This window comes from Stenotrophomonas sp. 8(2023), from assembly GCF_030345295.1.
In the GTDB taxonomy this organism is placed as follows: domain Bacteria; phylum Pseudomonadota; class Gammaproteobacteria; order Xanthomonadales; family Xanthomonadaceae; genus Stenotrophomonas; species Stenotrophomonas muris.
This window is the reverse complement of sequence record NZ_CP128404.1, coordinates 601817-614753: the sequence shown is the minus strand read 5'-3', so window position 1 is coordinate 614753 and position 12937 is coordinate 601817. Positions and strand designations below refer to the sequence as shown.

Below are 12937 nucleotides of genomic sequence, written 5' to 3'. Positions count from 1 at the left end.
CCGCCTGCATTTGTGCTGTGATTAATTCATCTCTATTCTGTCCGCCGACGCCATGGACTGGCTTGTCCCGTCCACACATTAGTTTCCGGAGTAACCGTAAATGAGCATTGACCTGACCGGCCTGTCAGCACGCGAGCTGGGCGCCCTGATCCGTACCGCCAAGAAGCAGCAGACCATCGTCGCCAAGCGCCGGCCGATCACCAAGGTCCGGGCCCAGCTGACCAAGCTGGCCAAGACCGAGGGTTACACCATCGAAGAACTGTTCGGCAGCGCCCCGGCCACGCGTGCCCGCAAGGCCGCCCCGGCCGCCAAGGCCCCGTCGAAGACCGCCGGCCGCAAGCTGGGCAAGGTTGCACCGAAGTACCGCAACCCGGCCAATCCGAAGGAAACCTGGACCGGCCGTGGCAAGCAGCCGCGCTGGATGGCTGAACTGACCGCCAAGGGCAACAAGAAGCCGGAAGATTTCCTGATCAAGAAGGCCTGAGGCCGGGATCAGGTTGGAATGAAAGACGCCGGCGGACGCCGGCGTTTTTCATTCTCCGGTGTGTGGACCGGGGTCCACACCCACCGACATCATCACAGGGTCTTGCGAGCGGGCATCAGCAGGTTGCCGAACAGCAGGCCGGCGACCAGCGCCATCACCACGTTGAGCACGGTGAGGAACACGCTCTGGCCGGCGCCGACATCCTGTTGTTGGACCAGGGTCAGAACACCGCGCAGGCTGGTGCTGCCGGGCACCATCATGATGATGCCGGGCAGGCGGATGATCGCGCCTGGACGCCCGATCAGGCGACCGAACAGATTGCCGCCCGCGGTCAGCAGCATCGCCGACAGGAAGATGCCGGCCGGCGCGCCCCAGGCATGGCCGCCGAACTTGGAGATCGCATAACCGGCCACCGAGGCGGCGATCACCCACGGGTAATCGCGCCGGTTGGCCTTGAACAGCATCGCGAACGCAAAGGCCGCGGTCAGCAGCGAACCCCACTCCACCCACGGCCCCTGCGGCCGCGCGGCGCGGATCACCGGATCCAGCCCGAGCACGTCGGCCAGGGTTACCGCGATCATCGCGCCGACGCTGAGCTTCATGATGGTGGTCAGCGCGCCGGCAAAGCGCGCGGTGCCCGACACCCAGTGCTGGCTGGCCAGCTCATTGACCGCATTGGTCAGTGACATGCCGGGCAGCAGCACCACCAGCGAGGCGATGATCACCGTATTGAGGTTGAGCGCGCCAATGAAGGACGCCACCAGGGTGGCGACCATGCCGGCCAGCAGCGCCGCCAGCGCCTCGGCCGCTTCGCGGGTGGCCGGGCGGCGGTCGGTGACCATGCCGAGCAGGCCGATCATCAGGCCGATGACACCGGCGGTGGCGATGTCCAGCCACGGCAGCTTCCACATGCCGGCCACGCCGGCCGCGCCGAGGGTGAATGACAGGATGGTGCGCAGCTTGCCGCGCCGGCCCGGATCCTTGTCCAGCTGGCGCAGCGCGGTATGGCCTTGGGCGATGCTCATCCGCCCGTTGGACACTTCTTCGGCGATATGGTCGGCGACGCTGAGCTTGTGCAGGTCGTTCTCACCGGGCGCCAGGCGGATCACGCGGGTGATGTCGCTGGAGCCGATCGCCTGCGCCGGATCGCTGAAGCTGAGGATGATACCGGTGGGATTCGACCACGGTTCACAATCCAGATCGAGCTGGCGGGCCAGTGCCACCACCGCCGTTTCCAGGCGCTGGGCCGTGGTGCCATAGCTGTGCAGGCGTCCGGCGATCTCGGAAACAAAGGCCACGCGCTGTGCGTAGGTGGCCTGGGGCGTGGGGATCGTGTGAGCGTCTGCGGACATGCGCCGTAGTATTACCTACGCTGGGGCCCACCGGAGAAATTCATCCGAGTTCGACGCGAAGCCCGATACAGAACGGTTATGCTGCGACCCGAATGGCCCACGTCACCCCGAACCTCGCCCCCCAGCTCGAACAGGATGCCCATGACCCGGGCCTGATCCACCTGTCCGGCACCTGGACCTTGAAGACCGCGCTGGCCGCGGCCGAGGTCCTGCACGGCGTTCCCGACAAGCTGACCGGCATCGATGCCACCGGCATCGAGCAGCTGGATTCGGCCGGCGTGCTGCAGGTGCTGCGCGTGGCCCACCGTGCCGATCTGCACGAAGACGCACTGCAGTTCCGCGCGGACCACCAGGCGCTGGTGTGCACCATCGAGGAAGTGGCCGACGACCGCCCCAAGCCCAAGCGGGATTTCGGCGTGCTGGCCGCGCTGGAACGGCTGGGTGTCAGCGTCCACGCCACTGGCCACAACATCAAGGCGCTGTGCAGTTTCCTCGGCGAGAACCTGGTCAAGGCGGCCCGGCTGGTCAAGGAACCCCGCCGCTTCCGGCTGACCGCCACCGTGCACCAGATGGAGCAGGTGGGGCTGGATGCGGTACCGCTGGTGGCGCTGCTGTCCTACCTGGTGGGTGCGGTGATCGCATTCCTCGGCTCGACCATCCTGCGCGACTTCGGCGCCGAGATCTACGTGGTCGAGCTGGTCAACATCGCCTTCCTGCGCGAGTTCGCGGTACTGCTGACCGCGATCGTGCTGGCCGGCCGCACCGCCAGTGCGTTCACCGCGCAGATTGGTGCGATGAAGGCACGCGAGGAGATCGATGCAATGCGCACGCTGGGCCTGGACCCGGTCGACCTGCTGGTGCTGCCGCGACTGCTGGCGTTGCTGGTCACCCTGCCCTTGCTGACCTTCATCGCGATGATCGCGGGCCTGGCCGGCGGCATCACCGTCGGCGCGTTCGACCTCGACATCCCGCCGCAGATGTACATCGCGCGCATGCACGAGACGATGGAAGTGCGGCACCTGCTGGTCGGCCTGTCCAAGGCACCCGTGTTCGCGCTGGTGATCGGCCTGATCGGCTGCCTGGAAGGACTGAAGGTCGAGGGCACCGCGCAGTCGGTCGGCGAGCGCACCACCTCCAGCGTGGTGCAGACGATCTCGCTGGTGATCATCATCGACGCCTTCGCGGCGTTGTGGTTCATGCACATGGACTGGTGACATGAGCACATCCGCCCTCCCCGACCCCATCGACATGCGCGACGACCAGGGCCACGAACTGGCCATCCGCGTGCGTGGTCTGGTCAACCGCTTCGGCAGCCAGACCGTGCACGAAGACCTGGACCTGGATGTGCGCCGCGGCGAAATCCTGGGCGTGGTAGGCGGCTCCGGTACCGGCAAATCGGTGCTGATGCGCTCGATCCTGGGCCTGCGCGTGCCCGATGCCGGGCAGATCGAAGTACTCGGCCGCGACGCGCGGGCCGACGACGCCGAGAGCCGCCTGCACATCGAGCGCAACACCGGCGTGTTGTTCCAGGACGGCGCCCTGTTCTCGTCGCTGACCGTGGGCGAGAACGTGCAGGTGCCGCTGAAGGAACACCACCGCGAGCTGCCCGAGCGCTGGCACTACGAACTGGCGCTGCTGAAAGTGAAGCTGGCCGGCCTGCCCGCCGATGCGATCAACAAGCTGCCCTCACAGCTGTCCGGCGGCATGCGCAAGCGCGCCGGCCTGGCCCGGGCACTGGCGCTGGATCCGCCATTGCTGTTCCTGGACGAACCCACCGCCGGCCTCGACCCGATCGGCGCGGCCGCGTTCGACCGCCTGATCAAGACCCTGCAGGAAGCGCTGGGGCTGACCGTGTTCCTGATCACCCACGACCTGGACACGCTGTACGCGATCTGCGACCGGGTCGCGGTGATCGCCGACCGCAGGGTGGTGGCCAACGCACCCTTGCCTGACATCGAGAAACTGGATCATCCGTGGATCCAGGAATACTTCCACGGACCCCGCGCGCGCGCCGCGCGTGGCGAACAGATCGAGAGTGCCTGAGCCATGGAAACCAAAGCCAACTACGTGCTGATCGGCGCGTTCACCCTGATCACCGGCCTGGCCCTGCTGGCCTTTGGCCTGTGGGCCGCCAAATACTCCTCCGACCGTACCTGGCAGGAGTACCGCGTGGTGTTCCGCGAAGCGGTGACCGGCCTGTCGGTGGGCAGCCCGGTGCAGTACAACGGCATCGCGGTGGGCTCGATCACCGAACTGAACCTGGTGCCGGACGACCCGCGCCAGGTAGTCGCGCGCATCCGCCTGAACTCCAACACGCCGGTCAAGACCGATACCCGCGCCAAGCTGGCGATCACCAGCCTGACCGGCCCGTCGATCATCCAGCTCAGCGGCGGCACGCCGCAGTCGCCGGCGCTGACCACGGTCAACAAGGACCCGGCACCGATCATCCCGACCACGCCCTCTGCGCTGCAGAACATCACCGACGTCGCCAACCGCATCGTCGAGCGCATGGACCAGATCCTCAGCGACCGCAACGTGGCCTCGATCAACGCGACGCTGGCCAACCTGGAGACGATCAGCGGCGGCCTGGCCGACCGTGACCAGGGCACGCAGGCGCTGCTGCTCAGCGCGCGCGATGCCGCCCGCAGCCTGGACACCACGCTGAAGACCACCAACGGCACCATCGAGCGCCTGGACAGGAACCTGGTGCAGCAGCTGCCTGGCATCATCGACAAGCTCGACGCGACCCTGGCCAAGCTCGACTCGGCCGCCGGCAACGCCGATTCGATCCTTGGCGAGAACCGCGCCGCGATCAACAGCTTCGCCAACGATGGCCTCGGCCAGCTGGGCCCGACGCTGACCGAACTGCGCGGCCTGATCCGCGACCTGCGCCGGGTCAGCGACCGCCTCGAGAACAACCCCGCGCGCTACCTGCTGGGCCGCGACGCACCGAAGGAGTTCGAACCCAAATGAGCCCGACCACCCTTCCGCGCCTGCTGCTGGCCGCTTCGATGGTCACCCTGCTGGGGGGCTGCTCCATCCTCGGCAGCAGCGAGAAAACCGCGGTGACGCTGTACTCGCCGTCCGTGCAGGTCAAGGCGGACCCGGCGTGGCCGCAGGCCAGCTGGCAGCTGGTACTGGCCAAGCCCAGCGCCGCGCGCATGGTCGACAGCCCGCGCATCAATGTGCGGCCGACACCGTCGCAGCTTGAGATCTACAAGGGCGCCAGCTGGGCGCAGCCGGCCACCGACATGATCGAGGACACCCTGCTGCGTGGCTTCGAGGATTCCGGCCGCATCCGCGGCGTGGCCCGCAGCACCGCCGGCATCCGCGCCGACTACAAGCTGTCCACCGATGTGCGCCGCTTCGAATCGGATTACCAGGGCCAGGCCACGCCCACCGTGGTGATCGAGGTCAACGCCAAGCTGATCCATGTCGCCGACCAGCGTGTGGTCGCTGACCGCACCTTCCGCCAGGCGCAGCCGGTCGGCAGCACCGACGTACCGGCGGTGACCGCCGCGTTCGAGCGTGGCCTGCAGCAGCTGGCGCAGGACGTGGTGGGCTGGACGCTGCAGAGCGGGCAGGCCGACCAGCCGACCGTTGCGCGCTGATCGCAGCATTCGCCGGGCATGTGGTTACGGGGTCAGGTCCCTTTCCGGCCGGAAAGGGACCTGACCCCTTCTTCGTCAACGCGGCGAAATCCAACGGAAGGTCAGGTTGATCCGCTCGCCGTGCACCCGCGCCATCTTCGGCAGCGCGTGCTGGTAGAAGCACTGGGTCTGTCCGGCCATCAGCAGCAGGTCGCCGTGGCCCAGCACGAATTCAGCCTTGCGTGCCGGGTCGTCGCGGCGTCGCAGCAGGAATCGGCGCGCCGCGCCCAGGCTCAGCGACGCGATCACCGGGGCCGGACCCAGCTCCGGCTCGTCATCGCTGTGCCAGCCCATGTAGTCACCGCCACCGCGGTAGCGGTTCAGCAGCACGCTGTTGAAGCGGCCGTGGCCTTCGGCTTCCAGGCGCCCGCGCATGGCCTGCAACACCGGCGGCCAGGGGCGCGGCACGAACTCGGCACCGGAATAGCGATAGCGGGCCTGCGGGTCGCCGATCCAGCAGCTCAGCCGCGGCGAGTCCACCCAGTTGCCGAACATGCGGATGCGATGGGTTTCCCAGGGCACTTCGGCCTGCAGCGAATACAGGAGCTGGTCGGCCTCGGCCGCAGCCAGCCATCCCGGCAGGTGCAGGACATCGGCATCGGGCAGGTCGTGGGGGAACAGCATGGTCACACGCTAGCACGCCGCCGTTTGCCGTCATGGCCGCCAGCACCGAAAATGGCGCCATGACCGTTGCCCAGATGCTGATTCCGTCCTACCGCCCGCTGTCGCGAGGCCTCGCCCGATGAGCCTGCGCCAGTCGCTGTTCCCGTTGCTGCGCGCCGTGTTCCGGGCCTTGCCGTTGCCGCAGGCGCAGCGCGACCGGTTGCGCACCCGGCTGTTGGCACGGCATGGCGACTGGGTGCCGCCGCCCCCCAAGGGGCAGCAGGATGAGGGGGGCGCGCGCGCCAGTGCCCAGCTGCGCTGGCGTGCCGATGAACCGGCGATCGGCCACGTGCCATGGCGTGAGGGAGCATTGCCGTCACCCATGCCGGCGACGCTGGTCGCTTTCTACCTGCCGCAGTTCCATACCTTCCCGGAGAACGACGCCTGGTGGGGCAAGGGCTTTACCGAGTGGCGCAACGTCACCCGCGCCCTGCCGCAGTTCGAGGGTCACATCCAACCCCGCCTGCCGGCCGACCTCGGCTTTTATGACCTGCGCAACCCGCAGGTGATGCGTGACCAGGCACGCTTGGCTGCGGAGTACGGCATCGGCGCATTCTGCTTCTACTACTATTGGTTCAGCGGCCGCACCCTGATGGAGGACCCGCTGCGTCAATGGCTGGCCGATGACAGCATCGACCTGCCGTTCTGCCTGTGCTGGGCCAACGAGAACTGGGCACGACGCTGGGACGGCCGCGACGACGACATCCTGATCGGCCAGCAGCACAGCGCAGAGGACGATCTGGCCTTCATCGCACATGTCGCGCCCTACCTGCGCGACCGCCGTGCATTGAAGGTCGAGGGTCGGCCGATGCTGCTGGTCTATCGCCCGAACCTGCTGCCCGACGCCCGGGCGACTGCCGAGCGCTGGCGCCGCTGGTGCCGCGACAACGGCGTGGGCGAGATCCACCTGGCCTACGTCCAAGGCTTCGAGCGACCGGATCCGCGCGATATCGGCTTTGATGCCGCCGTCGAATTCCCGCCGAACATGAGTAACCCGCGCTCGTTGTCGGCACAGCAGTGGCTGCTCAATCCTGCCTTCAATGGCGATGTACGCGACTGGCGCGAACTGGCTGCAGAAATCGCAGCGCGGCCGCTTCCGGATTATCCGCTCTATCCCGGCGTGAACCCGGGCTGGGACAACGAGGCGCGTCGTTCCGGCCGCGGCCGCGTGTACCTGCACGCCTCACCCCGTGGCTACCGCGACTGGTTGCGCACCACGATCCATGAACGCCTGGCCCTGGCGCCTGCGCGCCAACGCATGGTCTTCATCAATGCCTGGAACGAATGGGCCGAAGGCGCGGTGCTGGAACCGGATGCCCGGCTTGGGCATGCCTGGCTTGACGCGACGCGCCAAGCGCTGTCCCCGGCTTCGCCCGCCGGCCCCCTGCGGGCCTGCCTGCTGATTCTCATTGATGATCCCGGGCTGATCGCTACAGCTTGCGAGGCCGCCAGCGGCCTGGGCGTGAGCTACCGTGTTTTCATTCCAATGGCGCAGCGCCCTCATGACGCTGCGGTCGATATCATCGGCCATGCGGGCAATGCCCTGTCCAGCATCGTGCAGGTCCTGGAGGCTTTTGGTCCGGATCCATCGTTGCTGGCCTGCTGGCTGGACCTCCGCGGAAGCGGCGAGGCAAGACCGCAGCTACCAGGAACGGCCGATCTCGACGCTGTGCTTCAACAGTTCGATGAGCAACCTGCGCTGGGCATGTTCGCGGCATCCACTCCGGAGGCCGTCGCCGTTACACGCCGTCATCTCCGCTGGGCGGCGCGGCTTGGGATGGCCGACGCCCCTACACCGCAGACAGCAGGCACGATGTGGCTGCGGGCGTCGGCGTTGCGGTCACTGCTGGATGCGCACTGCTATCCCAGTGAGCTGGACAACGACAATGCACTTGATCCGGTCATGCAGTTGCTGCCGGACCTTGTTGCCAACGCCGGCTACGTCGTCGGAGGCGCACAACGCCAACCCTGAGGCTGGCGCTGCGCGGCAACATCATTGTCCTCAACGCCGGAACGCGACGCCGGTCTTTTCCTTCAGCTCTTCATCGCTGACACCCGGCGCGGCCTCCACCAGCAACAGGCCCTTTTCAGTCACGTCGAACACCGCCAGATCGGTGATGATGCGGTCGACCACGCCCACGCCGGTCAACGGCAGCGTGCATTCGGCCAGGATCTTGTGCTCGCCGTTCTTGGCAGTGTGCTCCATCAGCACCACAACGCGCTGCACGCCGGCGACCAGGTCCATTGCCCCGCCCATGCCCTTGACCATCTTGCCGGGCACCATCCAGTTGGCCAGGTCACCCGTGTCGGTGACCTGCATGGCGCCAAGGATGGCCAGGTTCACATGGCCACCGCGGATCATCGCGAAGCTGTCGTGGCTGCCGAAGTAGCTGGCACCGGCACGCGCCGTAACCGTCTGCTTGCCGGCATTGATCAGGTCCGCGTCGACTTCAGCGTCGGTCGGGAACGGGCCGATGCCGAGCAGGCCGTTCTCCGACTGCAGCCACACATCCACGCCTTCGGGAATGTGATTGGCAACCAGCGTCGGCAGGCCGATGCCCAGGTTCACGTAGGCGCCATCGATCAGCTCCTGGGCGGCGCGTGCCGCCATCTCGTCACGGGTCCACGCCATGTCAGTTGCCCTCCGCGCGGATGGTGCGCTGTTCGATTCGCTTCTCAGGATGCGCGTTGTGCACGATGCGGTGCACATAGATGCCTGGCAGGTGCACCTGGTCCGGGTCGATGGCACCGACCGGCACCACCTCCTCCACTTCCACGATGCAGACCTTGCCGGCCATCGCACAGGCCGGGTTGAAGTTGCGTGCGGTCTTGCGGAACACCAGGTTGCCGGCCTCGTCGGCCTTCCAGGCCTTGACCAGTGCCACATCGGCGCGCAGCGCCGTCTCCATCACGTAGTGCTTGCCGTCGAACTCGCGGGTTTCCTTGCCCTCGGCAACCACCGTGCCATAGCCGGTGGCAGTGAAGAACGCCGGAATACCCGCACCACCGGCACGCAGGCGCTCGGCCAATGTGCCCTGCGGGTTGAACTCCAGCTCCAGCTCACCAGCCAGAAACTGCCGTTCGAATTCCTTGTTCTCGCCCACGTAGGACGAAATCATTTTCTTGATCTGCCGGGTTTCCAGCAGCTGGCCCAGTCCGAAGCCATCGACACCGGCATTGTTGGAGATCACGGTCAGGCCCTTGACGCCACTGTCGCGCAGCGCAGCGATCAGCGCCTCGGGAATGCCACACAGGCCAAAGCCGCCCACGGCCAGGGTCTGTCCATCGGCGACCACCCCCTGCAGGGCCTCCGTCGCACTGGCGAAGCGCTTGCCGCGCTTTCCGCCGGAAGTCGATTGCTGCATTGCTCTACTGCCCTGCACGTTGAGGATGACCGCATTCTAGCCGGAGGCAACGAAAGAGCTGGATGCGCCGCAGCATTGCCGAGGCATCGCCAAGGGCTGCGTTGCATGGGGGTTTCTCCTGCCGGTGGTGGGCGCGGCGCCCGGCTCGCCCGCACTGATGGCCCGGACCTGCAACGAAGAGGGCCTGCTTCGCGGGACGGACGCGTGGCCGCTGGAAAAGGGTGAACGCTGCCTGTCAGATGTCGCGGCACGCAGCCATGCGGCGACAGGCGCGTCGCCAGGGTGAAATGCTCGGCCAGAAATTCCTGGCGGGGGGAAGCAACCGCGCCACAAGCCTGCGTCATCCCTGCAGCTGTCCGCGTCCGGCCATCGCCCGCCGGTCCTGCTCCGCCACGTCAAGTACGCCAGCAACGGCGTGATCGCGTTTGGCTGCCAGTGGCAGGAACTCCTGGGGCTGCTGCTGGCTCCCGGCCACTTGACGCAGGCTGGCCTGGCCGTGATCGCCCAGCCAGCGGCCGTTTACCCGCTTGCCAAGCGGTACGGGCGCCCCCGCGTACCCGATACCCTCAGCCAATCACCGGGAGTTGCGGAATGGAAACGATTCCCATACAGGACAAAGGCTACAATCAGTGGCTAAGCTCACATTGGATCTGACCGATGCCCCTGCCCGCCTTCAAGGCCTATGACATCCGCGGCCGCGTGCCGGAAGAACTGAACGAAGACCTGGCACGCCGGATCGGCACGGCCCTGAATGCACAGCTCGCTCCGGGCCCGGTGGTGCTGGGCCACGACGTCCGCCTGACCAGCCCCGCGCTGCAGGACGCGCTGGCGGCCGGCCTGCGCGGTGCCGGCCGCGAAGTCATCGACATCGGCCTGTGTGGCACCGAGGAGGTCTATTTCCAGACCGATCACCTGGGGGCTGCCGGCGGGGTGATGGTCACTGCCAGCCACAATCCAATGGATTACAACGGCATGAAGCTGGTCAAGGAGAACGCCCGGCCGATCAGCTCCGATACCGGCCTGTTCGCGATCTCCGATGCGGTCGCCGCCGATTCATCCGCGGCACAGCCGCCTTGCGCCGGCCAGATCGCCCAGCATGACAAGAGCGCCTACATCCAGCACCTGCTGAGCTACGTTGACACCAGCAAGCTCAAGCCACTGCAGATCGTTGTCAACGCCGGCAACGGCGGCGCCGGTGCCATCGTCGACCTGCTGGCACCGCACCTGCCGTTCGAGTTCATCCGCATCTGCCACGAACCGGACGGCAGCTTCCCCAACGGCATTCCCAATCCACTGTTGCCGGAAAACCGCGCCGCCACCGCCGACGCCGTGCGCGAACATGGCGCGGACTTCGGCATTGCGTGGGATGGCGATTTCGACCGCTGTTTCTTCTTCGACCACAACGGCCGCTTCATCGAGGGCTACTACCTGGTCGGCCTGCTGGCCAAGGCAATCCTCGCCCACCATCCGGGTGGCAAGGTCGTGCATGACCCCCGCCTGGTCTGGAACACCGTGGAGATGGTCGAACAGGCCGGTGGCGTGCCAGTGCTGTGCAAGAGTGGCCACGCCTTCATCAAGGAAAAGATGCGCGCGGAGGATGCCGTGTACGGCGGCGAGATGAGCGCCCACCACTACTTCCGCGAGTTCGCGTATGCCGACTCGGGCATGATTCCGTGGCTGCTGATCGCCCAGCTGGTCTCCGAAAGCGGCCGCTCGCTGGCCGACTGGGTTGAAGACCGCATGGCCGCCTACCCTTGCAGCGGTGAGATCAACTTCAAGGTTGCCGATGCCAAGGCTGCGGTCACACGCGTGATGGAACACTTCGCCGCGCAGTCGCCCGCGCTGGACTACACCGATGGCGTCAGCGCCGATTTCGGCGACTGGCGCTTCAACCTGCGCAGCTCCAACACTGAACCGCTGCTGCGCCTGAATGTGGAATCGCGGGGAGACGCTGCATTGATGCAGGCGCGTACCGACGAGATTTCCTCCCTGCTGCAGAAATAATCAAAGGAAGGCCATGAGCACTATCCAGCCTGTCATCCTGTCCGGTGGCTCCGGTACCCGTCTGTGGCCGCTTTCGCGCGAAGCCTATCCCAAGCAGTTCCTTCCGCTGGCCAGCGAACAGACGATGCTGCAGGCCACCTGGCAGCGGGTGGCGCCGATTGCCGCGCGCGGCCCGTTGGTGATTGCCAACGAGGAACACCGCTTTGTTGCCGCCGAGCAGCTGCAGCAGGTTGGCGCCGAGCCAGCCGCGATCATCCTTGAGCCGGTCGGCCGCAACACGGCACCGGCGATCGCGGTGGCCGCGCTGGAAGCCACCCGCGACGGCGGCGACGCGCTGCTGCTGGTGCTGCCCTCCGATCATGTGATCAACAACGAGACTGCATTCCGCAGCGCCGTCCAGGCTGCCGCCGCTGCCGCCGAAGCCGGAAAGCTGGTGACCTTCGGCATCGTGCCGACCGGCCCGGAAACCGGCTACGGCTATATCAAGGCCGCCGATGGCCAGGGCCTGCGCGCGGTCGAGCGCTTCGTCGAGAAGCCCGACCTGGGTACCGCCACCCGCTACGTCAGCAGCGGCCAGTACTACTGGAACAGCGGCATGTTCCTGTTCAAGGCCTCGCGCTACCTGCAGGAGCTGGAACGCTTCCAGCCCGCCATGCTCGCCGGCAGCCGCCAGGCCTGGCAGCAGGCGCGTCGCGATGCCGATTTCACCCGCCTGGACAAGGAGGCCTTCACTGCCGTTCCGTCCGATTCGATCGACTATGCGGTGATGGAGAAGACCGCCGATGCCGTGGTGATTCCACTGGATGCCGGCTGGAACGATGTCGGCTCGTGGACCGCGCTGCGCGATGTCTCGCAGCAGGACGGCGATGGCAACGCCCACCAGGGCGACGTGATTGCCATCGACTGCCGCAACACCTATGCCTACGCACAGCGCCTGGTGGCGCTGGTCGGGCTGGATGACGTGGTAGTGGTGGAAACCGACGACGCGGTGCTGGTCGGCAAGGCCGATCGCATGCAGGAGGTCAAGACCGTAGTGGCGCAGCTGAAGGCCGAAGGCCGCAGCGAGGCCACCTGGCACCGCAAGGTCTATCGCCCGTGGGGTGCCTACGATTCGATCGACAACGGCGAGCGTTTCCAGGTCAAGCGGATCACGGTCAAGCCCGGCGGCACGCTGAGCCTGCAGATGCATCACCATCGCGCCGAACACTGGATCGTGGTCAGCGGCACCGCTGAAGTGACCCGTGGTGACGAGGTGATCCTGCTCAGCGAGAACCAGAGCACCTATATTCCGCTGGGCGTGACCCACCGCCTGCGCAACCCGGGCAAGCTGCCGCTGGAACTGATCGAAGTGCAGTCCGGCAGCTACCTGGGCGAGGATGACATCGTGCGGTTCGAGGATACCTACGGGCGCAGCTGAGG

Annotated in this window: 12 protein-coding genes; 8 read left to right on the top strand and 4 right to left on the bottom strand. The window is 66.6% G+C overall.

Translation table 11 applies throughout. The annotated features are described in order from the left end of the window. Positions 1 to 100: 100 nt before the first annotated feature. Entirely contained in the window at positions 101 to 484 is a 384-nt protein-coding gene (locus tag QP609_RS02815) for an H-NS histone family protein (RefSeq protein WP_010480700.1), read from the top strand. A 92-nt stretch (positions 485 to 576) separates the two neighbouring features. Here QP609_RS02815 and QP609_RS02810 read toward each other — a convergent pair whose 3' ends face one another. Next, positions 577 to 1836, bottom strand: coding sequence for a threonine/serine exporter family protein (locus QP609_RS02810; protein WP_032957924.1), 1260 nt, complete (start codon positions 1834 to 1836; stop codon positions 577 to 579). Positions 1837 to 1928: 92 nt separating this feature from the next. Here QP609_RS02810 and QP609_RS02805 point away from each other — a divergent pair, with 92 nt between their 5' ends. Genes QP609_RS02805 through QP609_RS02790 form a run of 4 tightly spaced genes read left to right on the top strand, consistent with a single transcriptional unit; the run spans position 1929 to position 5447 of the window. Further along, the gene (locus tag QP609_RS02805; RefSeq protein ID WP_014645867.1) at positions 1929 to 3050 is read left to right on the top strand and encodes an ABC transporter permease; all 1122 of its coding nucleotides are present in this window, start codon (positions 1929 to 1931) and stop codon (positions 3048 to 3050) included. A 1-nt stretch (position 3051) separates the two neighbouring features. After that, entirely contained in the window at positions 3052 to 3879 is an 828-nt protein-coding gene (locus QP609_RS02800) for an ABC transporter ATP-binding protein (protein ID WP_142235417.1), read from the top strand. Between the two features lie 3 nt (positions 3880 to 3882). Beyond that, entirely contained in the window at positions 3883 to 4809 is a 927-nt protein-coding gene (locus tag QP609_RS02795) for an MlaD family protein (RefSeq protein ID WP_014645865.1), read from the top strand. Further along, entirely contained in the window at positions 4806 to 5447 is a 642-nt protein-coding gene (locus QP609_RS02790) for an ABC-type transport auxiliary lipoprotein family protein (RefSeq protein ID WP_014645864.1), read from the top strand. The genes QP609_RS02795 and QP609_RS02790 overlap by 4 nt, the downstream gene beginning before the upstream one ends. Positions 5448 to 5522: 75 nt before the next feature. On the opposite strand, the gene QP609_RS02785 is transcribed toward QP609_RS02790, so the two are convergent. After that, positions 5523 to 6110: an alpha-ketoglutarate-dependent dioxygenase AlkB gene (locus QP609_RS02785; RefSeq protein WP_197621840.1), complete on the bottom strand. Its 588-nt coding sequence runs from the start codon at positions 6108 to 6110 to the stop codon at positions 5523 to 5525. Between the two features lie 118 nt (positions 6111 to 6228). Here QP609_RS02785 and QP609_RS02780 point away from each other — a divergent pair, with 118 nt between their 5' ends. Next, entirely contained in the window at positions 6229 to 8121 is a 1893-nt protein-coding gene (locus QP609_RS02780) for a glycoside hydrolase family 99-like domain-containing protein (RefSeq protein WP_197621841.1), read from the top strand. Positions 8122 to 8151: 30 nt separating this feature from the next. Here the strand turns inward: QP609_RS02780 and QP609_RS02775 are convergent, their stop codons facing one another. Both QP609_RS02775 and QP609_RS02770 read right to left on the bottom strand, forming a co-directional pair. Then, complete coding sequence (locus QP609_RS02775) at positions 8152 to 8781, bottom strand: CoA transferase subunit B (protein WP_169412128.1); 630 nt, start codon at positions 8779 to 8781, stop codon at positions 8152 to 8154. A gap of 1 nt (position 8782) precedes the next feature. After that, positions 8783 to 9514 carry a CoA transferase subunit A gene (locus tag QP609_RS02770; RefSeq protein ID WP_053494809.1) on the bottom strand — a complete coding sequence of 244 codons (732 nt, stop codon included), beginning with the start codon at positions 9512 to 9514 and terminating at the stop codon, positions 8783 to 8785. A gap of 657 nt (positions 9515 to 10171) precedes the next feature. Between QP609_RS02770 and QP609_RS02765 the strand changes: the two genes are divergently transcribed. Continuing rightward, complete coding sequence (locus QP609_RS02765; protein ID WP_053494807.1) at positions 10172 to 11518, top strand: phosphomannomutase/phosphoglucomutase; 1347 nt, start codon at positions 10172 to 10174, stop codon at positions 11516 to 11518. A gap of 13 nt (positions 11519 to 11531) precedes the next feature. Next, the gene (locus QP609_RS02760; RefSeq protein WP_053494806.1) at positions 11532 to 12935 is read left to right on the top strand and encodes a mannose-1-phosphate guanylyltransferase/mannose-6-phosphate isomerase; all 1404 of its coding nucleotides are present in this window, start codon (positions 11532 to 11534) and stop codon (positions 12933 to 12935) included. Positions 12936 to 12937: the final 2 nt, after the last annotated feature.